Origin of the sequence: Microbacterium jejuense, assembly GCF_039544225.1 — a bacterium.
Lineage (GTDB): Bacteria > Actinomycetota > Actinomycetes > Actinomycetales > Microbacteriaceae > Microbacterium > Microbacterium jejuense.
Window position 1 is genome coordinate 399,241 of record NZ_BAABLG010000008.1, and the last position, 24,236, is coordinate 423,476.

The 24,236-nt window shown below is 66.8% G+C and carries 22 protein-coding genes and 2 tRNA genes; 1 reads left to right on the top strand and 23 read right to left on the bottom strand.

Annotated features, from left to right (window positions below; translation table 11 throughout):
* Positions 1 to 361: 361 nt before the first annotated feature.
* From ABEA46_RS14645 to ABEA46_RS14720, 16 genes are all read right to left on the bottom strand, one after another.
* The gene (locus ABEA46_RS14645) at positions 362 to 706 is read right to left on the bottom strand and encodes a TfoX/Sxy family protein (RefSeq protein WP_345545320.1); all 345 of its coding nucleotides are present in this window, start codon (positions 704 to 706) and stop codon (positions 362 to 364) included.
* Between the two features lie 3 nt (positions 707 to 709).
* A complete protein-coding gene (locus ABEA46_RS14650; protein ID WP_345545322.1) occupies positions 710 to 1,180 on the bottom strand; it encodes a DUF1294 domain-containing protein in 471 nt (156 codons plus the stop codon).
* 984 nt (positions 1,181 to 2,164) lie between these two features.
* Positions 2,165 to 4,558, bottom strand: coding sequence for a phosphoenolpyruvate synthase (ppsA, locus tag ABEA46_RS14655; protein ID WP_345545324.1), 2,394 nt, complete (start codon positions 4,556 to 4,558; stop codon positions 2,165 to 2,167).
* Positions 4,559 to 4,634: 76 nt separating this feature from the next.
* On the bottom strand, positions 4,635 to 5,492 hold the full coding sequence (locus ABEA46_RS14660) for a pyruvate, water dikinase regulatory protein (RefSeq protein ID WP_345545326.1): 858 nt from the start codon (positions 5,490 to 5,492) through the stop codon (positions 4,635 to 4,637).
* 235 nt (positions 5,493 to 5,727) lie between these two features.
* A complete protein-coding gene (locus tag ABEA46_RS14665) occupies positions 5,728 to 6,048 on the bottom strand; it encodes an L-rhamnose mutarotase (protein WP_345545750.1) in 321 nt (106 codons plus the stop codon).
* Positions 6,048 to 6,806, bottom strand: coding sequence for an SDR family NAD(P)-dependent oxidoreductase (locus ABEA46_RS14670; RefSeq protein ID WP_345545328.1), 759 nt, complete (start codon positions 6,804 to 6,806; stop codon positions 6,048 to 6,050). Before ABEA46_RS14670 ends, ABEA46_RS14665 begins: the two co-directional genes overlap by 1 nt.
* Positions 6,803 to 7,288 carry a hypothetical protein gene (locus tag ABEA46_RS14675; protein WP_345545330.1) on the bottom strand — a complete coding sequence of 162 codons (486 nt, stop codon included), beginning with the start codon at positions 7,286 to 7,288 and terminating at the stop codon, positions 6,803 to 6,805. The genes ABEA46_RS14670 and ABEA46_RS14675 overlap by 4 nt, the downstream gene beginning before the upstream one ends.
* Positions 7,276 to 8,133: an amidohydrolase family protein gene (locus ABEA46_RS14680; protein ID WP_345545332.1), complete on the bottom strand. Its 858-nt coding sequence runs from the start codon at positions 8,131 to 8,133 to the stop codon at positions 7,276 to 7,278. The genes ABEA46_RS14675 and ABEA46_RS14680 overlap by 13 nt, the downstream gene beginning before the upstream one ends.
* A complete protein-coding gene (locus ABEA46_RS14685) occupies positions 8,130 to 9,119 on the bottom strand; it encodes an aldo/keto reductase (RefSeq protein ID WP_345545334.1) in 990 nt (329 codons plus the stop codon). The genes ABEA46_RS14680 and ABEA46_RS14685 overlap by 4 nt, the downstream gene beginning before the upstream one ends.
* Positions 9,116 to 10,231 (bottom strand): mandelate racemase/muconate lactonizing enzyme family protein, encoded by a 1,116-nt coding sequence (locus tag ABEA46_RS14690; RefSeq protein ID WP_345545337.1) that lies wholly within the window; start codon positions 10,229 to 10,231, stop codon positions 9,116 to 9,118. Before ABEA46_RS14690 ends, ABEA46_RS14685 begins: the two co-directional genes overlap by 4 nt.
* Positions 10,228 to 11,226, bottom strand: coding sequence for an alpha/beta hydrolase (locus ABEA46_RS14695; RefSeq protein WP_345545339.1), 999 nt, complete (start codon positions 11,224 to 11,226; stop codon positions 10,228 to 10,230). Before ABEA46_RS14695 ends, ABEA46_RS14690 begins: the two co-directional genes overlap by 4 nt.
* 12 nt (positions 11,227 to 11,238) lie before the next feature.
* Positions 11,239 to 12,252: an alpha/beta hydrolase gene (locus ABEA46_RS14700; protein WP_345545341.1), complete on the bottom strand. Its 1,014-nt coding sequence runs from the start codon at positions 12,250 to 12,252 to the stop codon at positions 11,239 to 11,241.
* A gap of 7 nt (positions 12,253 to 12,259) precedes the next feature.
* Positions 12,260 to 13,348 (bottom strand): enolase C-terminal domain-like protein, encoded by a 1,089-nt coding sequence (locus tag ABEA46_RS14705; protein WP_345545344.1) that lies wholly within the window; start codon positions 13,346 to 13,348, stop codon positions 12,260 to 12,262.
* Positions 13,349 to 13,411: 63 nt separating this feature from the next.
* The gene (locus tag ABEA46_RS14710; RefSeq protein ID WP_345545346.1) at positions 13,412 to 14,359 is read right to left on the bottom strand and encodes a carbohydrate ABC transporter permease; all 948 of its coding nucleotides are present in this window, start codon (positions 14,357 to 14,359) and stop codon (positions 13,412 to 13,414) included.
* Entirely contained in the window at positions 14,356 to 15,279 is a 924-nt protein-coding gene (locus tag ABEA46_RS14715; RefSeq protein ID WP_345545348.1) for a carbohydrate ABC transporter permease, read from the bottom strand. Before ABEA46_RS14715 ends, ABEA46_RS14710 begins: the two co-directional genes overlap by 4 nt.
* 106 nt (positions 15,280 to 15,385) lie before the next feature.
* Complete coding sequence (locus ABEA46_RS14720) at positions 15,386 to 16,672, bottom strand: ABC transporter substrate-binding protein (RefSeq protein WP_345545350.1); 1,287 nt, start codon at positions 16,670 to 16,672, stop codon at positions 15,386 to 15,388.
* Positions 16,673 to 16,884: 212 nt separating this feature from the next.
* Between ABEA46_RS14720 and ABEA46_RS14725 the strand changes: the two genes are divergently transcribed.
* Entirely contained in the window at positions 16,885 to 17,577 is a 693-nt protein-coding gene (locus tag ABEA46_RS14725) for a GntR family transcriptional regulator (RefSeq protein ID WP_345545352.1), read from the top strand.
* A 351-nt stretch (positions 17,578 to 17,928) separates the two neighbouring features.
* On the opposite strand, the gene ABEA46_RS14730 is transcribed toward ABEA46_RS14725, so the two are convergent.
* The 7 genes from ABEA46_RS14730 to serS all read right to left on the bottom strand — a co-directional run bounded on the left by ABEA46_RS14730 (position 17,929) and on the right by serS (position 24,205).
* The gene (locus tag ABEA46_RS14730) at positions 17,929 to 18,645 is read right to left on the bottom strand and encodes a flavodoxin family protein (RefSeq protein WP_345545354.1); all 717 of its coding nucleotides are present in this window, start codon (positions 18,643 to 18,645) and stop codon (positions 17,929 to 17,931) included.
* A 388-nt stretch (positions 18,646 to 19,033) separates the two neighbouring features.
* Positions 19,034 to 19,122, bottom strand: a tRNA-Ser gene (locus tag ABEA46_RS14735).
* A gap of 74 nt (positions 19,123 to 19,196) precedes the next feature.
* Positions 19,197 to 20,381: an LCP family protein gene (locus ABEA46_RS14740; protein WP_345545356.1), complete on the bottom strand. Its 1,185-nt coding sequence runs from the start codon at positions 20,379 to 20,381 to the stop codon at positions 19,197 to 19,199.
* Between the two features lie 95 nt (positions 20,382 to 20,476).
* Positions 20,477 to 21,763, bottom strand: a complete 1,287-nt coding sequence (locus ABEA46_RS14745) for an LCP family protein (RefSeq protein ID WP_345545358.1) — start codon at positions 21,761 to 21,763, stop codon at positions 20,477 to 20,479.
* Positions 21,764 to 21,820: 57 nt separating this feature from the next.
* Positions 21,821 to 21,905: transfer RNA gene (locus ABEA46_RS14750), tRNA-Ser, on the bottom strand.
* 129 nt (positions 21,906 to 22,034) lie between these two features.
* On the bottom strand, positions 22,035 to 22,943 hold the full coding sequence (locus ABEA46_RS14755) for an HAD family hydrolase (RefSeq protein WP_345545360.1): 909 nt from the start codon (positions 22,941 to 22,943) through the stop codon (positions 22,035 to 22,037).
* Entirely contained in the window at positions 22,940 to 24,205 is a 1,266-nt protein-coding gene (gene serS, locus ABEA46_RS14760) for a serine--tRNA ligase (protein WP_345545362.1), read from the bottom strand. Before serS ends, ABEA46_RS14755 begins: the two co-directional genes overlap by 4 nt.
* Between the last annotated feature and the right edge of the window lie 31 nt (positions 24,206 to 24,236).

The following is a 24,236-nucleotide window of genomic DNA, read 5'->3' on the forward strand; positions in this document are numbered from 1 at the left end:
TGAGATCGCACGCCCCAGGGATGGATGCCGCAAGCCCGTGCTTCCGTTCTTCTACAGCATCGACGTCACGTCGACCCGACCGACGGGCGAGTGACTCTGGCGACCCTGACCGATGCCGGACACGAGGAGGTTGCTCGATCGACCCCTGCGCACCACGCCCTCGTCGAGAGACTCGTCTTCGAGTCCCTCACCGAACAACAGGCGCGCCAACTGGGCAGGATCAGCAGACGCATCATCCACGCCGTCGACCCCGCCGCCGCATGGAGTCCAGCCGACGGCCGCGCGTCGTCGTCATAGCGCTCGGGCGGGCCTGGGACCGACCGGGGTCGATCAGCGGGCAGCGAGCTGAGGGATCGGGCCGTCAGCGGTCGAGCCGGTTGAACTCTCTCCCCGCGTCGATCCAGAACAGGAGTCGCTCGTCGTCTGCGAGCGCGTCAGGCTCGACGAGCAGCCAGCCGGGTCCCATCTCGCGTCGATTCGGGCCCATGACCGCACGTGCCGCACCCGCCTCAAGCGTCAGCGTCGCGGCATCGTCGGCGCTGACCCTCACCAGCAGTTTGGCATCCCGCATCACCGCAACGACGATCCGGTCGTCGAGGAGAAACGCGTGACTGCCGAACATCGCCTTCTCGGTGAGATCCGATTCGCCCGCCAGGAGCGCACGAGTACGGTCTGTCAACTCCCGCTGCGCTTCGCTCGTCGGCATCGATCAGCCCACTCCGAGTCCGGCGAGGAACGGCAGGTCAAGCGCCACGGGCTTAGTCACCGCGACGTAGACGAGTCCGGCGAGTACCGCGACGTTGATGAGGACCGTGAGCCAGAACATGCGCCGGAAGGAGCGCTTGCGCGTCTTGTGCCGGAATACCTGCTGTGCAATCAGCGCCCCCGGCCAGCCGCCGAGGAGGCCGACTGTGAGAAGGGTCCGCTCCGAAAGGCGGCCACGACCTGCTTTCGCCGCCGACTTGTCGACACCGTAGGCGGCGAAGCCCCCAACGCTCATCACAAGGTAGAGCACAGGGATCCACAGCGGGAGGTCGGCCGCAGAATACGCAACAGTGAACGCGGCCGCGAAACCGCAGAGGACCGTCCAGCTCAGCGCCGACGGGAGCGGCTTCGACATGTCGCGGGAACGACGATCGACGACGCCCAGACGTGTCGATCTGTTCGAGCCGGTGGTCACCTGCTCGATTCTAGGGAGACGGGTCGACTCACGACTCATCCGCTGCACGCCCCAGTACGACGTCAGCCGCGATCGTTGAGCGGTCGTCCTTCGAGCAGAGATTGCTGTTGTCGATCACTTCGCACCTCACCCGCGCGGTCCGCCCGCATACTCAGGGCGGATGGCTCGGAGGCGGTACCTCAGCGAGCGCAGATCTTCCTACCGCCCAAGGCGTCCAAGGGCCACCAACTGTGCGGGGTGTTGACCCCCGCCGGTCTCCGATCTGTGACCTGCGATGCCGGGGAATCACGCGCTTCCCTGCCCCCGCACCCACTCGAATGCGGCTGGCTGAGGCGCCCGCTGGTCCCCCAGGCGTCCCCCTCGGGGGACACCTGGGGGGCGAATCATGACAGATCGACACACCCAGAGCTTGGCCGCACGAACGAGAAAACCCCCGGATAACCGGGGGTTTTCTGCGGAGACGGAGGGATTTGAAACTCGTCGAGCGACATCCTCCTCGTTCCTTGCCGATCGTCAACCGCGGAATTTCGCGGTTCCCGGCGGCGCTGGCTTCCGTCTGAATCGCTCTCGATCGGCAATAATCTGTACCGGCCGTGGGCACCAGGTGGGCAGGGGCCGTCGCAGTCGGACGAGCAAGAAACCCGACTTCACCGCTCGTGAATACCCCGCGCGAGAGCCCCACCTTAGCAGGGTAGATTTACACGGCTCTCCACTACCGGATGAATAACGCTGACCACAAATGGAATGCCTGGTCAACCAGTTTTTATGGTCGTCTCTACCGGCTCACGTGGTTCGCACGAAAGGCACTCCACGCACTCCAGAATCGCCGTGATTCGCCCTCCTCGGAATGCTCGGAGTCACTTGGGGGTCACCTGTGCCGCCACTCAATTGACACCCGACAAGGGTCAACCTGCTGCTTGATGATCCGTCACGAGTTCTACCGCCCGAGGATCTGGCTCTCACACAGAGTCGTGGATCGCGGCGCTAGTTGGCGGCTGCGAGGGTTTCGCGCTTCGCGAGCCGCAGCCAGGTTTCGACGACAGTGTCTGGGTTGAGCGACATCGATTCGATGCCCTGTTCAACGAGCCATTCGGCGAGGTCGGGGTGGTCGCTGGGTCCCTGCCCGCAGATCCCGACGTACTTGCCGGCGCGGCGGCACGCCTCGATCGCCATCGTGAGCATCTTCAGCACGGCGGGGTCTCGTTCGTCGAACGTGGCGGCGACGAGCCCGGAGTCGCGGTCGAGGCCCAGGGTGAGCTGGGTCATGTCGTTGGAACCGATGGAGAATCCGTCGAAGTACTCCAGGAACTCGTCGGCGAGAACCGCATTGGACGGCAGTTCGCACATCATGATGACCCGCAGCCCGTTCTCGCCACGGCGCAGTCCGTTCTCGCCGAGCAGCTCGATCACGGCGTGCGCCTCGCCGACGGTGCGCACGAACGGCACCATGATCTCGACGTTGGTCAGGCCCATCTCGTCGCGGACGAACTTGAGGGCTTCGCATTCCATGTCGAAGCACTCGCGGAAGTCCGGTGAGATGTATCGCGAGGCGCCCCGGTAACCGAGCATCGGGTTCTCCTCATGCGGCTCGTACAGCTCACCGCCGATGAGGTTGGCGTACTCGTTGGACTTGAAATCGCTGAGTCGCACGATCACCTTCTCGGGGGCGAACGCGGCGGCGAGCATGGATACGCCTTCCGCGACGCGTTGCACGAAGTACTGCCGCGGGGACGGGTAGGCGGCGATCCGCTCCGAGATCTCGTCGCGCAGCGCCGGCTCCAGGGAGTCGTGCTCGAGGAGCGCTTTCGGGTGGATGCCGATCTGCCGGTTGATCACGAATTCGAGGCGTGCGAGTCCGACGCCCTTGTTGGGCAGCTTGGAGAACGCGAACGCCTGGTCGGGGGTGCCGACGTTGAGCATGATCTTCGTCGGGGCTTCCGGCATCTCGTCGAGCTTGGTGATGACCTCGTCGAAGGCGAGGATGCCGTCGTAGACGAACCCGTTGTCGCCTTCGGCGCAGGAGACGGTCACCTCCTGGCCGTTCTGCAGCGCGATGGTGGCGTCGCCGGTGCCGACGACGGCGGGGATGCCGAGCTCTCGGGCGATGATGGCGGCGTGACAGGTGCGGCCGCCACGGTTGGTGACGATCGCGGACGCGAGCTTCATGATCGGCTCCCAGTCCGGGTCGGTCATGTCGGCGACCAGCACGTCGCCAGGCTGGAACTGGTCCATCTGCGCAATCGACTTCATCACCCGCACCGGGCCGGCGCCGATCTTCTGCCCGATCGCGCGGCCGATCGTGATCACCGTGCCGGGCTCTTCCAGCACGAATCGTCGGGTGACATTTCCGTCCACGCGGGACACGACCGTCTCGGGACGGGCCTGCAGAATGTAGAGCCGCCCGTCGACCCCGTCCTTGCCCCACTCGATGTCCATCGGCCGGCCGTAGTGCTCCTCGATGATCAGAGCCTGACGGGCGAGCTCCTCCACCTCAGCGTCGGTGATGCTGAACCGAGCACGGTCCGCCTCCGCGACATCCGTGAAGACGGTGCTGCCGCCGACGTATCGTCCGTGCGCGTAGACCATCTTCACCGCCTTCTCCCCCACCGACCGCTTCAGAATGGACGGCCGGTCCGCACGCAGCGCCGGCTTGTAAACGTAGAACTCGTCCGGATTCACCGCACCCTGCACCACCGCCTCGCCCAGCCCGTAGGAGCTCGTGATGAACACCGCGCGATCGAACCCGGACTCGGTGTCGACGGTGAACAGCACACCGGAGGCGCCGACATCCGATCGGACCATCCTCTGGATGCCCGCCGAGAGTGCCACGTCATGGTGATCGAAGCCGTGGTGCACCCGGTAGGCGATCGCCCGGTCGTTGTACAACGACGCGAACACGCTGCGGATGGCGGCGAGGATGTTGTCGATGCCGCTGATGTTCAGGAAGGTCTCCTGTTGGCCGGCGAACGAGGCATCGGGCAGGTCTTCGGCCGTGGCACTGGAGCGCACCGCCCACGACACCGACTCTGGCTGCGAGTCGCTCGCAACAAGGGATTCGTACGCGGTGCGGATGCCGGACTCGAAGTCAGCCGGGAGGGGCTGGTTCTCGATCCACTCGCGCACGTTGGCGCCGACGCGGGCGAGTTCGGCGACGTCGGTGACATCGAGGGCCTCGACCGTGCTTCGGATCCGCTGGTAGAGACCATCGGCGGCCAGGAAATCACGGTAGGCGTCGGCCGTCGTCGCGAAGCCGCCGGGCACGCTGACACCGGCGCCGGAGAGGTTGCTCACCATTTCGCCGAGCGAGGCGTTCTTCCCGCCGACCTGGCCGACGTCGTTCATGCCGATCTCGGTGAACCAGAGGATGTTGTTCGTCATATCGTGTCCCGATCTGTTCTGGGTGGGGCGCGCAGGGCGATGAGTGGGTTCGGTTTCGTGCGGGTTCGGGGCTGCTTTAGGACCGCAGGTGCATGGACTGCATGATGACCGCCGACATCTCCTCGACGGATTTCGTCGAGGAGTTGAGGAACGGCACACGGTTGCGGCGATAGAGGTCTTCTGCGCGGCGGAGCTCGCGGGTGCACTGGGCGAGGCTCGAGTAGGTCGAGTCCGGGCGCCGCTCATGCCTCACCTGGCTGAGCCGCAGGGGCGTTGTCGTCAGCCCGAAGCATTTCGCGCCGTACTTCGCCACGGTTGACGGGAGCCCATCCGACGGGAAGTCGTCGTCCGTCAACGGGTAGTTCGCCACGAGCAGTCCGTATTGCAACGCGAGATACATCGTCGTGGGGGTCTTCCCGCAGCGCGACGGGGCAATCAGGATGACATCCGCGATGTCGAGGGCCCGGCCGCTTTGACCGTCGTCATGCTCGATCGCGTACTCCACCGCCCTCATCCGGGCGAAGTAGTGCTCAATATCGCCCAGGCCGTGGAACTGCCCCAGCTGTTCCGATGCGGTCGTGCCGAGCGCGTCCTCGAGTTCGGTCAGATGACCGCCCAGAAGATCGATGATCACTGCGCCGGACTTCCGCAGCACGTCGAGGATCTCCGCCGACTTCACCGTCGCGAAGATCATCGGCGCGGCCCCGCGTTCGGCAGCCGCGTGGATGTCGCCCACGACGTTCTGCGCGCCGGCCACCGTGTCGACGAAAGGGATCGTGTGGCGCTGGAACCCGATTCCGGGAAAGTTCGCCAGCAGCGCGCTGCCCAGAGTCTCGGCGGTGATGCCGGTGCTGTCTGACACGAAATAAGCGGCACGCACGCGAGCTTGCGCGTCGACGCTCGACGACACCTGTGTCCGAGCATCACCGAACATTCAGCCTCCATCATTTGTGCGTTCAAGAGCGGTTGCTGTCACCGAGCTTGAGGGACTTTCTGCGATCCTTCGACGCCTCTGGAAGTTAAGAACGCCCAGATTCAACGCCATGGCAAGGAACCCTTCGATCGGACGTATCGAGGACACCGGCACGCTGTCATCCGCAACTCTGGCGCGAGCCTGAGGCGGGTTCTCGCGTGGGCCCACCCGAGACGGTGAGATCCATACCGTCGTCTCAGTCGACGTGGAACACTTCTGGGATCATGTGCCACCACTCCCCCTCGTCACGCTCGGCGACGGGACGCTGCAACGGCTCGCACACCGCCCACCACTGCTGTGTCGCCTCGTCCGCTGCCATGGCTGCCATGTCGGCGTCGAAGTCGTCCCCGACGTAGTCGAAGGTCGCGAAGAGCAGCGTCTCGTACCGGTAGATGGTGTAGTTGCGGATGCCGCTCGCGGCGATCTGGGCGAGCACCGCCGGCCAGACCGCGGAATGGAGGCGTTCGTATTCTTCGATCGACTCGGGATCGAGTCGAATCACCTGTGCGACGCGCATCACGCGGGGATGGGTCGGACGCGCAGGTGGGTGGCGCCGCCGTCGACGTCGAGGGCGGTGCCGGTGGTCGATCCGGAGAGCGGACTGGCGAGGTAGCAGATCGCCTTCGCGACTTCTTCCGGGGTGACGAGTCGGCCGATCGCCTGTCGCGCGTTAAGTGCGGCGAGTTCGGCTTCTGGATCGTCCGCGGCGGACAGGAGGCGTGTCACCCATGGGGTCGCCGCGGTGCCGGGGCAGACGCAGTTGACACGGATGCCCTCCCTGACATGGTCGGTGGCCATCGCCCGGGTGAGAGCGAGGACGGCGCCCTTCGAGGCGGAGTACAGCGCGCGCAGCGGCAGCCCGCTCTGCGCCGCGATCGAGCTGGTGTTCACGATGGCGGCGGCCGGGCTCTCCCGCAGCCACGGCAGCGCGGCGGTGGAGACGCGAGCGATTCCGGTGACGTTGATGTCGAGAACGCGCGCCCACTCGTCGTCACCGTTGTCGGCGACCGTGCCCGAGGCACCGATGCCGGCGTTGTTGATGACGATGTCGATACGCCCGAAGCGATCACCGACCGCAGTGATCGCCGCCGCCACGGAACCACGGTCAGAGACATCCGCCGTGAAGCCTTCCAGCGGCGCGGGAACGTCGGGGCGGACATCGAGCACCGCAACGCTCGCGCCCCGACCTGCCAGTTCGAGGGCCGTGGCCAACCCAATGCCGGACGCTCCGCCGGTGACGACGGCTACCAGTCCGTCGAAGTCGTGTGCGCTCATGCTTGCTTCATCTCCTGTCGGGCTCGTCCGAGCCCATCGATCTCGAGTTCGACGACATCGCCCCCTCTGAGATAGGGCTGGTCCGGCATCCCTAGCGCGACCCCGGCCGGAGTCCCGCTCGACTCATGGCTCGTCGCGGCGGCGGCGGTGCCCGATCCGCAGTCGCCGCGACGCCGAAGATCATGGTCACCGTGGAGCCGTCCTGGCGCAGTTCGCCGTTGACCCACAGCCGCATCCCGAGCGACGCAGACGATCCTTCCCGGTCGTGCGATCGGAGAACCGACGCGGACGCCGGTCGGGTTGATCTCGGTCAGCGTGCCGGCGGACACCTCCTCCGCCGCGCGCCCAAGCCCGTCGCCGCCGAGGAACCCGCCGTCGATGTCGGCGGTCAGAGCGCGCAGGTCGAACGTTCCTGAGTCGGTGTGGACGACGGGGATCTCGCTTCCCGGTGCGCCGAGCCTTGCAAATCTCATCGTGGCCATTCGTTCAGCCGGTACCACGCCTGGGTGGTCCGGTGGTGGATCAGGTCGAGGTCGGCCGCCGAGACGTCCAATGCGGCGTGGAGGCCCTCGAAGGTGCGGGTGTATCCGCCGGCGAGCAGGCACACCGGCCAGTCCCCGCCGTACATGAGCCGGTCGGGCCCGAACGCATCGACGGCCTCCGCCACGACGGGGCGCAGCGAGTCGACCATCCACGAGTCGGGTGCGCCCACCGAGCTGGCCAGCCCGGAGAGCTTCGCGGCGACGTTCGGCGACGCGGCTGCCGCGCGCAGCCGGGTACGCCAGTCGGCGAAGGCCTCAGCATCCCCGCCGATCGGCGGCTTGCCGAGATGGTCGATCACGATCCGCAGCGACGGATGCCGCGCCGCGAGCTGCGGCACGAGGTCGAGGGCCGCGGGCCCCGAGGTGACGACGTCGAACGCGAGTCCAGCGGCGGCAACCAGGTCGAGACCCGCAGCGACGTCGTCGCGCAGCACCCACCGGGGGTCGGCCATGTCGTGGATGAGGGCGCGGACGCCGACCACCATGCCGGTGCTGAGACGAGCGGCCAGCGCGTCGGCGAGCCCGGGCACCTCGAGCGGAAGCCATGCAACGACACCCGCGACTTCGGGATGCGTTGCGGCTTCGGCGAGCATCCGGTCGGTATCTCCAACGGTGTCCGCGGCTTGCACCAGCACGAACCGGTCCACGCCCAGCGCAGCGACCTCCGCCGTCACGTCGCCCAACCCGAAGTCGCGGTCGAGCACGGCCAGGTGCGGTGTGATCCAGCCGTAGTCGCCCGAGTCACGGTTCCAGATGTGCGTGTGCGCGTCGATGATGCCGTTCACGCCGCAGCCTCCGGAACCAGAAGGTGTCCCGCGTCCGCGAGTGCGCACCACAGCTCATCAGGGATTGGCGTGTTGAGGCGCTCGACGGCTTCGCGGGCTTGAGTGGCTCCTCGCATTCCGGCGACCACCGTCACGACCTGTGGGAACCGCAGGGGATACTGGATAGCCGCTGCGGGGAGCGCAATTCCGTGGTCGCGGCAGATCCGTTCGATATCGCGTGCCTTGACGAGGACATCGGCGGGGGCCCGCCCGTAGTCGTATGTGGCGTCGTCGGGAATGCGCTCGCGGCTGAGCAGGCCGGAGTTGTAGACCGCGGCCGCGACGACGGCGACGTCCCGCTCGGCGGCGAGGCGCAGCATCCGCTCTGCCCGGTGCTGCTCGAGGAGAGTGAGCCGACCCGCGCACATCACGATGTCGAGATCGGTCTGCTCGATCAGGTCGGCAAGCATCTCGGCCTGATTCATACCGGCACCGAAGCCCGCGATGACGCCCTCGTCCCGCAACTGAGCGAGCGTCTGCGCACCTGTGGTGGATGCTGCGTCCCAGTGATCGTCCGGATCGTGCATGTAGACGATGTCGATGTGCTCGACCCCGAGTCGTTCCAGGCTGTCTTCGATGGAGCGCAACACTCCGTCCCGGCTGAGGTCGTAGACCCGGCGATGGTCGGCGGGCACGTCGAACATGGCTTCGTGGTCTCGTTCCGCGGCCGTCTCGGGGCTGGGCACGAGCACCCGCCCCACCTTTGTGGAGAGGACGTATTCGTCTCGCGGGTATGCGGACAGCGCGCGTCCCAGGCGTCGCTCCGAGAGTCCGAGGCCGTAGTGCGGAGCGGTGTCGAAGTAGCGGATGCCGCTGTCCCACGCCGCGCGGACGGTCGCCTCGGCCTCGTCGTCCGAGATCGCCTGGTGCAGGTTCCCGAGCTGCGCACAGCCGGCGCCCAGCTCCGTGAAGGCGAGGCCGCGGTGCTGGCGCGTGAGCAGAGTCACGCCAGGATCCTGTTCTCGGTGGTCTCGACGATCCTGTTGTCGATGGCGTCGCGGTCCCAGTCGATGCCGAGCCCGACCGTCTCCGGGGCGAGGGCGCGTCCGTCCTCGATGGTCATCTCGGTGCGGGTGATCGCGCGCAACTGCGGGATGTGCTCGACATAGCGGCCGTTCGGGACGGCGGCGGCCAGGCTGACGTGCAACTCCATCAGGAAGTGCGGGCAGACGTCGACGTTGAACGCCTCCGCCATGTGGGCGACCTTCAACCACGGGGTGATGCCGCCGATGCGGGCGACGTCGACCTGCACGATCCCCGCCGCACCCCGGTCGAGGTACTCCCGGAACTGGGCGATCGAGTACATCGACTCCCCCACCGCGATCGGCGTAGATGTGGACCGGGCGAGCCGGACGTGGCCTTCGATGTCGTCGGCCGGGAGGGGCTCTTCGATCCAGCCCAGGTCCAGCCCGTCGAACAGCCGCGCCCGACGGATCGCTTCGGTCGCGGTCATCGACTGGTTCGCGTCGACCATCAGCTCGAACCCGGGTCCCACGGCATCTCGCACCGCCGCGAGGCGCTCGCGGTCCTCATGCCCGGTGGGCTTGCCGATCTTCACCTTCACCCCGCTCAGGCCCTTGCGCTGCGAGTCCAGCGCGCCCTGCACGAGTTCGTCGACGGGAAGGTGCAGCCAGCCGCCCTCGGTGTCGTACAGCGGCACGTCACGACGGAAGCCGCCGGCGAGCCGCCACAGCGGCAGGCTGGCACGCTGAGCCGCGACATCCCACAGCGCGGTGTCGACCGCGGCGAGCGCGAGGGAGGTGATCGCGCCGGTCGTGGTGGCGCGGGTGGAGGCGAACAGGCGATGCCAGACCGCCTCGATGCGGTCGGCGTCCTCGCCGATCACGAGCGGGAGCAGGTGGTCGCGCAGCATCGACAGCACCGCACGACCCCCAGTTCCGATCGTGTACGAGTAGCCGAGACCATGCAGGCCGTCGCTCGTGGTGAGTTCGACGAAGATCGTCTCCTGCTTCACGAAGCTCTGCACGGCATCCGTGCGCTCCGTCTCGACAGCGACGTCGACGAGGAAGGCGTGTGCGTCGGTGATCGTGGTTGTCATTGGTGCTCCGGGGCAGGGGTGGATGGTCGGGCGGTGTCAGTGGTCAGGGTGAGGGATGCCGAGCCCTCCAGTCGTCGTCGGATCCAGTCGGCGCGGGCTCGCAGTGCCTTCTGCGACAGTTGCGCTGCCGGGAATGCGAGGTCGAACCCGTGGTAGCCGCCGTCCCAGACATGGAGTTCGACATCACCCCCGGCCGCTCGGATCCGTTGAGCGAAGTCGATGTCCTCGTCGCGGAAGGTGTCCATGGATCCCACGTCGATGAAGGTGGGCGGCAGTCCGGTGAGGTCCTCGGCGAGGGAGGGCGATGCTTCGGCGGGGATCTCGTGAGGGGCCTGGTCGCCGAGTAGGGCCGCCCATCCGACCGCGTTGCTTTCGCGATCCCAGATGCCGGAGCCGGCGAACTGGAGTGCGGATGGCGAGTCGTTCCGGGCATCGAGCATCGCGCACATGAGCACAACGCCGGCTAGCGGGCGGCCGCCTCGATCCCTGTGCTGGAGCATCATGCCTGCGGCGATCCCGCCGCCAGCGCTCATTCCGGCCAGGATGATCCGGGCCGGATCGACTCCCAGGCTCGCCGCATGCTCGATGGCGTGATCGAGCGTGGCTACGCAGTCCTCGAACCCCGCAGGGAATGGATGCTCTGGCGCGAGTCGGTACTCCGGGAGGAGGGCGACTGCTCCGAATTCCTCGACCCAGTCAGCCACCATCTCCACCCCGGTGTACCGGGAGCCCATCACCATTCCCCCGCTGTGCGGATGAACGAAGCACGGCTTGCCCGCTGACGCGGTGGTCGATGCAAGCACGGCCACCTCGAACGGCGTGCCGTCACGGCTTGTCAGCGTGATCGTGGACACGTTCAACGGCCGTCCGGCGATGACGTCCTCGATCGCGGGCGCCACCCATTCGGCACGGCGAGGGATGATCTCCTCCGCGGTGAGGCTGGTGGGCCATGGACCTTGCAGCGTCAGGAGCTGCAGCAACTCAGGGTCGTACACGATTGCAGCTGCTCAGCTCTCGAATCCGCTGTCGACTCGGGCGGAGATCCTTGCCAGGAAGCTCCGTCGCGCGTCGTAGATGGCGGTTCCGACCGTGGTGGTGGGAGGGAAGTCTTCGACGCGATGCATGACTCCTGCCCACACGTGAAGGTCGACGGGTGCGCCTGTCTGCATCAAGCGGGAAGCGAAGTCGATCGCCTCGTCTCGGAAGATGTCTGCGGAGTACGTCTCGATGAAGGTGGGTGGGAGGCCGGTGAGGTCGATGGCTCGCGACGCCGCCGCGTACTCGCTGACGTCCGGTCCACCGCGGCTGTCGCCGAGAATCGCGGTCCAGCCGGTGGCGTTCGAGCGCCGGGGCCACACCACCTCCTCGAACCGGTTGGACTGGAATGACTCGCGGTCGTCCAGCATCGGAGTGAGGAGAATCAGGTGCGCGAGCGGAGGGCCGCCGTGGTCCCGGGCGTAGAGGGCGGTGCCGGCTGCGACGCCGCCGCCGCCGCTGACTCCGAGCAGGCCGATGCGGGAGGGGTCGACCCCCAGCGTCCCAGCGTTCTCACTTGTCCAGCGGAGCGCTGCGAAGCCGTCTCGAACCTGTGCCGGGTGCGGATCCTCGGGCCCGACTCGGACACCCGCGACGACGATGGCGATCTGGTGGCGCGCAACCCAGTCCAGCACGCCGAGACCGAAGATCTTCGTCCGGGGATGACTGACGATCTTCCCGCCGCAATGTGTGAAGACCAGGGCGGGGCGGTTCCCGGTGGAGTTCGTCGGCGTGAGGACGAGTGCGGGGATCTCGGGATCTCCGTCCAGGCCCGGGATGAGGATGTCCCTGAAGGTGACGCTGCCGTTCTGGCTGAGCGTCTCATCATCGTCGAGCTGGTCGAGTGAGTCGGCTCGCAGTTCGGCTATTCCTTCGGCTGTGATCGGCTGCAGGGCTTTCGAGCCTGGCGCGAGACCTCCCTCGGGGCCGAATACGGTGTCCCGGTACTCGAGATCAAGCCGCGGGCGCTTTGTGATGTCGGTCATGGGAGTGTCAGAGCTTGACGACGCTGCGGGAGGCGATCGGTGGCGCATCCGCGCCCCACAGCTCTTCGTATCCCATTCCGGGTCCGGTCGGTGCGTGGACCAGTCCGAGAGCATCGACCTCGGGCCCGCGGGTCACGGGGTTGGAGGTGACGAGGCTCTCGAAGTAGGTGGTGTTCGGGATCGACATGCACAGGTGAGTGTTCGGCAGACCCATCCCATGCACCTCAGCGCGGAGGTGGAACGAATCGGCGAGGTGCGCGATCCGGAGCGACCCGGTGATTCCGCCGCGCAGGGCCGTTCCCGTTCGCACGGCGGATGCGCACCCGGCGGCGATGAAGTCAGCCGTGTTCATGTGGGCGCCCGCGCTGACCTCGGCGACGAGCAGCGGGACCGAGACGCGCTCGGCGAGCTGCTTGTAGGCGGTGACGCTGAACTCGCGCATCGGCTCCTCGTACCAGAGGTAGTTCGCTTCGCTGAGTGCTCGACCCACGAACACCGCGTCCAGAAGGTCGAACCCGGCCGAGCCGTCGTACATCAAGGGCACGTCGGGCCCGACGTGCTCCCGGAGCGCGGTGATGAGGCGGCTGTCTTCGCGGGCGTCGCCCCAGGCGTGCAGCTTGATCGCGCTATAGCCCAGTTCGAGACACTGGTCGGCGACATCCAGGTATTCCTCGACGCTGCCGAACGTGACCGTGGACGCGTACGCCGGGATCGAGTCGCGGAACGAGCCGATCAGCTTGTGGACGGGTTCGCCGGCGGCCTTACCTGCGATGTCCCAGAGGGCGTCGTCCACGACGCCGATGATGTAGGTCGGGAAGTTCTCGATGCGGTCGAGCTCCCACATCCGATGCCACAGCCATTCGCGTCGAAGCGGGTCGGTGCCGACCAGATCGTTGCGCAGGCGGCGGTCGACCAGGTCAGCCAGAATCAGGCCGCGCTGGCATTGGGCGTAGCCGCGGATGCCGTCGTCGGTGGTGATGACGAGCCATGCCGTGGTGCGGGCGGGTTCGGATCCGGGCAACCCGTGCCGCCAGACGAAGGCCGGTTCAGCGGGCGGTTCGTCCGACAGCAGCACATCGACCGAGACGATCTTCATGACTTCTTACTCCAAGTGTGTGATGAGAACGGGCCCGCTGGACCCGCCGGCGGTCGGTGTGGGTCAGCTCTTCACCGCGCCCGCGAGGACCCCACGCGCGAGCAGCCGGGACGAGGCGACGAACACGATCAGGATGGGAACGGCCACGATAAGTCCGGCCAGCGCAATCTCCGGCTGGCGGATGGGGAGGATGCTGGCGCCGATGCCGGGATTGAGTGCCGGCGTCGCGCTGAACAGGACACCCAGGCCGACCGGCAGCGGGAGGATGTCGCCCGAGGTCACCATGACGTAGGGCAGGAAGTAGTTGACCCATGTCGCCGTGAAGCTGAAGAACGCGAGCATCCCGAGCAGACCCTTGGACAGTGGCAGCGCGACGCGCCAGAAGGTGGCGAACTCTCCGCAACCGTCGATGCGGGCTGCTTCGTAGAGCTCCTTCGGGATCGCGGTGGAGAAATAGATGTAGGCGAGGAACACTCCGAACGGGTAGAACGAGCTCGTCAGGATGATCGCCCACGGGGTGTTGTAGAGCCCGATCGCCGACACCTCGATGAACAGCGGCAGGACAAGTGCCACCGGCGGCACGATCATCGCGATGAGCGTGGCGATCACCAGGGTCCGCCGGAACGGGATCGGCGCGGTCGCCAGGGCGTAACCGGCGAGGATCGCGGTCGCGCACGCGATGAAGACGATCATCGCGGTGTACCAGACCGAGTTCCAGATCCACGTTACGAGACGCCCGTCCTGGAAAAGCATCAGGTTGTTCCAGGCGACGCCGTACTGCGCGAACGAGCCGAACGAGAAGGGATGCTGCGACGTCAGTTCCTGTGCGGTCTTCGAGGGCGCGAGGATCAGCCAGATCATCGGGACGATGCTGAACACCGCGAAGACGATGAGGACCAGCCAGATGATGACCCGTCCCGGCAGGGCGCGCAGATTCACTGCGCGGGAGCGGGGGGTGGCCGCGGGGTCGCCGGCCACCGGCGGGGCGACGATGGTGCGCGTGATGGTCATGCCGCACTCCCTACGAGACGGCCGGCGCGTCGTGCGACACGGCGGGACTTTCTTGTTTCGGCGCGGACGTCCTCGAAGAAGTCCATGCGGAAGATGGCGACGAGCGCGGCGATGATGCACACGACGAGCAGCATCAGGGACAGCGCGGCGGAGGCTCCGAGGTTCGCGTTCTGGAACGCGAAGGTGTACGCGAGTTGGTTCAGCGACCAGTTGTCGGCGAGCCCGGTGTAAACGGTGGAGGAGATCAGGTACGGCTCGACGAAGATCTGCAAACCGGCCGCGAAGGTCAGGATGGCCATGTAGATGAGGTAGCGGCGGATGAGGGGCAGCTTGATCTGCACAGCGAGCTGGAATCCGTTCGCCCCATCGATCCGTGCTGCTTCGAGGATGTCGTCGGGGATGGACTGCAGCGAGCCGTACTGCACGATGATCCAGTTCCCGGCGCCAGTGAAGAACGCCATCAGCACGAAGATCCACACCAGGCTGCCGGTGTTCCAGATCTGCGAGCCCTCAGTGATGCCCATCGCGGAGAGCAGGTCTGCGTACGGCGAGTAGGTGGGCTCGAGCATGAAATACCAGACGAGGATCGCGACGGCGCCGGAGATCGACGCCGGCACGATGTAGGCGGCGCGCAATCCGATCGTCCATCGCGAACGCACCGCGTCGAGCAGCAGCGACATGGCTGCGACGACCACGATCATGAGCGGGACGTAGATCACCAGGAATGTGGCGACATTGGTCAGCGCCGGGAGGAACCGGAAGTCCTGGAGGACCAGCAAGTAGTTCAGGAACCCGCCCGCGGGGTTTGCCATCGACGGCTTAAGCGCCGTGAAGAACGCCATCACCACGGGCACCACCCCGAAGGCGATGAGCAGAATCAGGTACGGGGCGAGCATGAGCAGCCCTGCGAGGGCACCCATTCTCTTGATCCGTGAACGCGCCATCGCGTCACCGGTCCTTTCGATCTGTGACCCGGGTGGGTCGGCGCCGTGCGGCTCCGACCCACCGGGTCGACGGGACTATGTCCTACTGGACCACCTTGTACCCGGAGGCGGGAGCGAGCTGGATCAGTGACTCCTGGAACTTGCGGATCGCATCCGCGACGGGTGCGCCGCCGGTGATCTCGGTGGCGAGCACCGATCCGATCTGCCCCTGGATGTCGAACCGCACCGGCTTCTCACCCGGGTTGATGAGCGTCGCCTGCGCCACCATGGCAGGCACCGGGTCGACGGCGTAGTACTCGTCGCCGCTCACCCGCTCCGCCCACGCCTCGAAGGCCGGGCCGGATCCCGGGAAGGTGACCGAGTCAGTCAGCATCTCGGGGTCGGTGGCAAGGAACACGACGGCCTCTGCCGCCGCCTCGGGGAACTTGGCGTGGGACGATGCCATCCAGATCCCGCCACCCCACTCACCCGAGTAGGCCTCTTCGCTGTCGCCCCACTTAGGCATCGGCGCCGCAGCGACGTGCCCTGCGGGAATGGCCCACGAGCTCTCCGGCCGCAGCACGAACTCGCCGAACCACGACGGCCCGAAGGTCATCGCGACCTTGCCCTTCTGCGCGACATCGGCGAGGAAGCCGGCGTCGAACGACGACCGCGTGTCGAGGACACCGGCGTCGACCAGCGGCTGGACCAGGTCCGCCACGCGCTCGCACTCAGGGGCATCCGGGTCGATGCGCACCGTCGCGGCATCCTGGGCCGCCGCCATCGGGCAGCCGCTGGGCCACAGGTAGGACGCGTAGAAGTTCTGGTCGCCGATCGCGCCGGCCACATAGCCGGTGCCCTGCAACTTCATCGCCTCGGTGGCGAACTCCTCCATGGTCGTCGGTACGGTCAGTCCGAGCTCGTCGAACAGCGGAGCGTCGTACCACAGCACGGTCTGCGCCAGATCGTTCTTCAGGCAGTAGAAGTCGCCCTCGATCTCGCACCAGGAGTTGGCGCCGTTGTAGTCGTCGAAGACGGACTTATCGAGTGTCTTCGAGAGGTCGGCGGCGTACCCGTTGCTCGGGTCAGCGAGGATCGCGACGTCATTCGGCGCGCCGGCGAACACCACGTCGGGCCACCCGCTGCCGGTGGTGTTCGCGAGCGAGATCTTGGTCACGAGCTCGGTGGTGTCGATGACCTCGATGGTGACATCCACGTCACCTTTCACCGAGTCCTGGTAGGCCTTCGCGGCCGGCTCGCGGACAGAGTCGACCCAGACGACGACACTAGGCGTCTCGCCTTCTGCGGGCGTGTTGCTGCCAGCGGTGCAGCCGGACAGACCGACGGCCGCGATAACGGCCATCGAGACGATGGCAACTCGTTTGTTCATCTTGATCCTTTGTGCGAAGGGCTGTGTCGTGGGCTTCCTCGCCCACGTGGAGGCCTGGAGGTCCTCCTTCTTCATGCATCGAAGTTCAGGCTGGAAACTTCGTACACGATTCTGCTAGCGTGAACCCGCGGTACGGGAGTGTCAAGGCACCCGGTCCAGGAAACATGATCATGCGGATCCCGCCGGCAGATCATGCGTTAACAGGAGAGGTGATGACCGAGCAGATGACCCCCAGAGAAGAGCTCACGCTCCTTCGCCCCGCACCTCGTCGGATGCTGGCCGATGAAGTGTACGAAATCCTTCGCGAGAGCTTGATCTCACAGCGCATCCCGCCTGGCGCGCGGCTCAATCTCGACCGGCTCGCTCGGGAGCTTCACGTCTCCAACACACCCGTACGCCAAGCACTCTCCCGACTCGAGGCGGATGGGCTCGTCCAGAAGGAGCCCTACGTCGGGTTCACCGCCTCTCCCCTGCTCGACTCCCGAACCATCGAGCAGCTCTACGATCTGAGACTGCTCATCGAACCCACGAACGCGGAGCGGGCCGCTTCCGCAGTGGCCCGGGAAGGCGTGGATGAGCTGACCGCCATCTGCGTCGGCGCCGACGCGCTCCTCGCGGAGTCGTCGGCCGAGCACGCGGAGGCACTCGGTGCGGCCGACATGGAGTTCCACGTCAGCATCGCCAGGAGCGCAGGCAACGACGTCATCACCGCGCACCTTCACGAGGTGCTCACCCAGATGAGCCGCTACACGCTCTACACGAGCGATGACGCCGCGCATCTGGCCTGGGCTGAACACCGCACGATCCTGGACGCGATCGATGCATCGGACTCGGGTGCCGCGACGGAGGCGATGCGCCAGCACCTGCGACGCGGACTCCACCGCGTGCAAGATCTCGTGAACTGACTCACCCGGGCTATCGGACAGACACCCGGCATGCAGGAGAGTGCACCACCTGTATTGGGTGGCGCACCCTCGCGAGGTGGTGCCAGGGTGAGGCGCGGAATTTCGCCCCACGACGATGCAGCGAGGACCACACCCTGCAGGGTTCGGTGAAGGTGGTGCCCCTCAGGTGACCCCTGGGTGTCCCCCACCCGGGGACACTTGGCGCGCAAGATTTGGTGAACTGGGCTCGCTGATCACGCGAAAAACCCCATCTGACCTAGGATTCCTCCGCGGATGCGGAAGGAAACCCGGCAACGCCCGACCACGGCTGCCACCCCACCCAGCCCGAGACTGAGTCGAGGCGTGTGCTGGTCAGCGGTACTCGGGGTTGAACCCGAACCGCTCCCCGTCGTTCCATGCCTTGCGGAGGTTGCCGTACGCCGGGATGCCGCCGGCATCCTTCAGCATCCTCGCCAGATGGAGGAGGTTCCAGGTCATGAAGGTGGTGTTGCGGTTCGTGAAGTCGTTCTCCGGGCCTCCCGAACCTGGATCGAGGTAACTCGGGCCAGGGCCGACCTCGCCGATCCAGCCGGCGTCGGCCGCGGGTGGGATGGTGTAGCCGATGTGCTGGAGGCTGTAGAGGTTCGCCATCGCGGCGTGCTTGATGCCGTCCTCGTTGCCGGTGATCATCGTTCCGCCGACCTTGCCGTAGTACACGTACTGACCCTTGTCGTTGTAAAGCCCGCTCATCGCGTAGAGACGCTCGATCAGACGGCGTGTGACCCTGGCATTGTCGCCCAGCCACAGCGGACCGCAGATCACGAGGATCTCGGCCGCGTCGATCAGCGGCCAGATCTCGTCGGGCCACGCATCAGTCGCCCAGCCATGCTCCCGCATGTCCGGGTACACGCCCGTGGCGACGTCGAAATCGACGAACCGGATTGACGTCACCTCGACGCCCTGCGCGCGCATCAGCGCGATGCTGCGATCCATCAACCCCTGGGTGTTGCTCACCTCGGGCGACTTCTTGAGCGTGCAATTGACGTAAACGGCCTTCAGGTCGCTGTAGTCCCGCGGCGAATCGGCCATGATCGCTCCATCCGTTCTCGGGCACCATCTCACCCAGGCTGCGCCTTGTCCAGCTGCGCCCCGCACAACGCCGAACACACCCCGGACGTCCAGCGGCCACGGATGTCCTGGTAGATCACAGGACGGAGGACTTTCACCCCTCCGTCTCCTGGTGGGCAGGCGGTGGGCACATGCGGGGCGCAGTTCATGTTGCTGAGCAAAGCGCGCAACGCAGTCCCTAGGGAGTGAGCAGACAGCTCTACAGGGGCCGCCGCGCCCGAAACGATCCTCTGATCAGCAGTTCAGGCCTCTGAGCCGTGCCCACATCTGAGACGGAACGAGCCAGATCGAGAAGGATCGAAACCCCGGAAACACGCCTCAGAACGATGTCAAATCGGGCGAAAAACTGCGGAGACGGAGGGATTTGAACCCTCGGTCCCCTTGCGAGGACTCCACCTTAGCAGGGTGGTGCACTAGGCCTGACTATGCGACGTCTCCAGGCATCCTGTGCTCGTGAGCAACCGGATGCGCCCAGCAATCATAACCGGTCGGCGACGCTCCGCCGAACCACGTCACTTCCCCTTCACCGTGCAGGTGGTCTGGTCGGCGGTCTGCCCGGCGATCGTCGAGGGCAGTTCGACGCGCTGCTCAGGCGCCGGAGTGCCCGCGTCGGCCGACGCCGAGGGCGCCGGCGTGGCCCCGGGCTGCGCGACCTCGCCCGTCACCTCGACACCGCTTCCCTGGCTCGAGTCGCCGGTGAGGGTGAGCGGCTCGTTGGCGTCGAGAGCCGCGAAGAGCTGGTCCGCAGCCTCCTTCACCGGGTAGAGCTGCTTGTAGTCGCTGGAGTACCGGGTGGGGTACTGCACGAAGACGATGTCCTGGAAGGGCACGTTCTTGACGGCCATCGCGATCTGCACCATCAGCGTCGGGTTCGCGAGTCCCGAGCTGAGCACGAGTTCCTTTTTCTGCATCTGGCCGATGGCCGTGGTCGCGAGGGTCAACAGTCGCGCCGGGTCCGCGAGCACGGCGTCGGACTGCAGCTTGCGAACCATCGACGACATGAACTGCTGCTGATTCGAGATGCGGCCGAGGTCGGACCCGTCGCCGATGCCGTGACGGATGCGTAGGAACTGCAGCGCCTCCCAGCCCTGCAGCGTGTGCTCCCCCTCAGAGAGCGTGAGCCCGGTGTGTTCGGGGTCGCTGATGCCGCCGGCGCCGATGCAGACGTCGACGCCGCCGATGGCGTCGGACATCGCGATGACGCCCGACCAGCGGATCGCGGCGGCGAAGTCGATCTGCTGCTTCGTGATCGCCTCGACTGTCATGACCGTGCACGTCAGCCCGCCGTACGAGTACGACACGTTGAGCTTCTGCGACGACATCGCCGAGTAGTTGCCGCTGCCGTCTTCTTTCGGGCACGACGGGATGGGCTCGAGCATGTCGCGCGGGAGCGACACCACCGTCACGCGCCGCGGCTCGTCCGAGATGTGCACGAGCATCGTCACGTCGTTGCGCTCGCCGTCGGTGTCGCCCGACTGGCAGGCGGTCGACAGGGCAGCATTCTCGCCCTCGCACGAGTCGGTGCCGACCATCAGCAGGTTCACGCCGCCCTCGATCGCGTCCAGCGACGGGGGCAGCTCTTTGTCGGCGGGCAGCAGGACGGAGTTCTCGGCGACCGTCCGCGCGGCATCCCAGATGTTGTACGCCGTGATGCCGGTGGCGCTCACGCCCATCACGGCCACCACGACGCCGAGCATGGCGAGGACCGAGACGAGTGGATGCCGCGTCCGCAGCACTCCGTGGCGGGCAAGCGTGACCCGGCCCCTGTCAGGGGCCCGGCGCGCCGAGGGCATCAGCCCTTGGCCCTGACGTTGCCGGCCGAACACGTCTGCTGCGCGGCGTTCTGACCGGTGATGTTGTCGGGAAGGACGGCGGTGCCGTCGGTGGGCGTCGCGTTCGGATCGACCGTCGCGTTCGGGTCGACAGTCGCGTTGGGGTCGACCGTGGCGTTCGGATCGGTGGTCTGCGGCTCGACGATGACGCCCTGCGACTGCTGGGTGACATCGAGCTGCTCGTTCGCGGCGAGCGCGGCCCACAGCTTCGCCGCCGAGTCGAAGTCGGGCACGACGCGGTTGCTGTCGGCCGGGTCTTCGAGCACGGGGTACTGCACGAACACGATGTCTTCGAACGGCACGTTCTTGACGGCGAGCGCGATCTGCACGAGGGTCATCGGGTTCGCGAGCGACTTGCTGGGCGTGATGTTCTCGGATGCCGTCGTCGCGAGCTTGTAGAGGGTCGCGGGATTCGACAGCACCTCATCGCTCACGAGCTTGCGGGCGAGGCTCGACATGTACTGCTGCTGGTTGGAGATGCGCGAGAGGTCGCTGCCACCGGTGAGGCCGTGGCGCGTGCGCAGGAACTGCAGCGCCTCGAGGCCCGAGATGGTGCGGGGGCCCGCAGGCCAGTCGATCCCGGTGTAGACGTCCTTGATGCCGCCGTTGCCGATGCAGACGTCGACACCGCCGATCGCGCCGGTGATGTTGATGACGTTGCCGAAGCTCACCTTGGCCGCGAACGGGATGTTCTCGCCGCTGAGCTCCTTGATCGTCTTGGCGACGCACGACAGGCCGCCCATCCCCCACGCCTCGTTGATCTGGGTCTTGCCGGTGGCCTCCGACGTGGAGCCGTCCTCACGCGTGCACGAAGGGATCGACACCATCAGGTCGCGCGGGAACGAGACGACGGTGACGCGGCGCGGGTTGTCGGAGATGTGCACCAGCATGTTGACGTCGTTGAGCTGACCCTCGGCGTCGGGACCGGTGCACCGAGGACCGAAGATGTACGCGTAATCCGGCTCGCACTCGTCGGTGCCGACGAGCAGCAGGTCGACGCCGCCCTCGATCGCGCCGATGTCGGGCGGGATCGTGCCCTGGTCCTCCAGGTCCACGGCCTGGCTGGTGAAGCTCTGCACGACGTCCGTCGCGGCGTACGCGGCGACGCCGAGTCCGGAGACGAGGACGACAGCGGCGACCACGCCCACGATCTTCATCAGGAACGCGAGCGGGCTCGGAGAGCGCAGCTCACCGTGGCGCGCCACCGTGCGGCGGCCGCGACGAGCGTGCTTAGTCGCCTGTGTCACTCGGTTCCTCTCCGGGGAATGCTTGCCTCACGGTTCGCCCCCCGGCACCCATGTCTGCGGAGGGTGTGGGATTCGAACCCACGGGACATTGCTGCCCACTGGTTTTCAAGACCAGGTCCATCGGCCGCTCGGACAACCCTCCCGACGGACGCCGCCCTTGCGGGCGACATCTGTCGAACAGGCGTCGAGTCTAGCCGACTGCTCTGTCGGCCTATTCTTCCAACGCCGGCTGGCAATCCTCTGGACGCTGCGACGGTGTCGGCGACCGGGATCACAGCAGTCGCAGCACCGCCGCGACGCCGCCGGCCTGGACCGACGTGGTGGTCTCGCCCGCGGCATCCCGGACCTCCTGGGGGCCCTGCGCCATCGCGACGGCACGACCGCCGTTGTCGAGCGCCCACCGGAACATGCCGACGTCGTTACGCCCGTCGCCCATCACCAGCACGTGCTCGGGGTCTATGCCGAGCGCGGTACGCACCCGCTCGAGGCCGGTGCTCTTGTCGACGCCGAGCGGGGCGATGTCGAGCCAGGCCGTCCAGCCGACGGCGTACGAGACGTGGTTGAGGCCGATGTGCGAGACGAGCTCGACGAAGTCCTGCTCGCCCTGGTCGGGCGACACCACCACGACGCGGCACACCGGCTGCGCGGCGAGCTCTTCGAACGGCACGCGCCTGGCGTTGCTCAGGTTCCAGTCCTCGAGCGGCTCGGTGTACAGGCGCCGGCCGTCGGCGAGCTCGACCATGTAGCGGGCGTCGGGCAGATGGTCGCGCAGCTGATGCAGCACCTCGCGCGGGTCGAACGTCTCGACGTGCCAGCGCTCGTAACGCAGCTCGTCGGCCTCGACGCGCTTGAGCACCACGGCCCCGTTCGAGCACACCGCGAACTCCGGGGCGATCCCGAGGACCCGCAGGATGCCGCGGGTGCCCTCCCAACTGCGCCCGGTGGCCACCATCACCTCGTGGCCGGCGCGATGCGCGTGCTCGACGGCATCCACGACCCCCGGGCTCAACGATTCGTCTTCGAGGATGACGGTGCCGTCGATGTCGAGGGCGATGAGCAGGCGGGAGGTTTCGACGCCCGGGTCTTCGGTGTCGCGCGCGACCTGCTCGACGAGTCTGGCGGCCTTCTTCGGTTTGACGACCTTGATCGACCCTGTCGCCGGCAGGTGCGCGTCGCTCACGCGATCGGCTCCATGACCTCGAGTCCGCCGAGGAAGGGCCGCAGCACCTCCGGCACCGTGACCGAGCCGTCCTCGCGCTGATGCGTCTCGAGCATCGCGACGATCCAGCGGGTCGTCGCCAGCGTGCCGTTGAGCGTCGCGACGGGGTGCGTCTTGCCGCCGTCGGGGCGATAGCGGATGTCGAGGCGGCGCGCCTGGTACGTCGTGCAGTTCGAGGTCGAGGTCAGCTCGCGGTACGCCCCCTGGGTGGGCACCCACGCCTCGACGTCGTACTTGCGCGCGGCCGACGAGCCGAGGTCGCCGGCGGCGACGTCGATCACGCGGTACGACAGCCCGAGATCCTGCAGCATGCGCTCCTGCAGGGCTACCAGGCGCAGGTGCTCGGCCTCGGCCTCTTCGGGCGTCGTGTAGACGAACATCTCGAGCTTGTTGAACTGGTGCACCCGGATGATGCCGCGGGTGTCCTTGCCGTACGAGCCGGCCTCGCTGCGGTAGCAGGTCGACCAGCCCGCGTAGCGCTTGGCGCCGCGCGACAGGTCGAGGATCTCGCCCATGTGGTAGCCGGCGAGGGGCACCTCGCTCGTGCCGACGAGATACATGTCGTGCTCTTCGAGGTGGTACACCTCGGCCGAGTGCTTGCCGAGGAAGCCGGTGCCCTGCATGACCTCGGGGCGCACCATCGTCGGCGGGATCATCGGCGTGAAGCCCGCCTGCAGCGCGCGATCGAGCGCGAGGTTCATGAGCGCGATCTCGAGGCGCGCACCGATGCCGGTGAGGAAGTAGAAGCGGCTGCCCGACACCTTGGTGCCGCGCTCCATGTCGATGGCGCCGAGCTTCTCGCCGAGTTCGAGGTGGTCGCGCGGCTCGAAGCCGAACGCGGGGATCTCGCCGTGTGTGCGCAGGGTGATGAAGTCGTCCTCGCCACCCGCAGGAACACCGTCGACGACGATGTTCTCGATCAGGCCGAACGCCTGAGCGGATGCCTCTTCCGCGAGCCCGACAGCGTGCTGGGCCTGCTTGACCCGGTCGCTGAGATCCTTGGCCTCGGCGACGAGCGCCGCCTTCTCCTCTTTCGGAGCCTGCGCCACGCGCTTGCCGTGCGCATTCTGCGCGGCCCGGAGCTCTTCGAAGGCCGTGATGGCCGCCCGGCGGTCACGGTCGGCGGCGAGCGCCGCGTCGACGGTGTCGGGCGATTCGCCGCGCGCCTCCTGAGAGCGCTTGACCAGCTCAGGATTGTCGCGAAGCAGCACGGGATCGATCACCCTGCAAGCTTAGTCGCGGGCGAGGATGCGG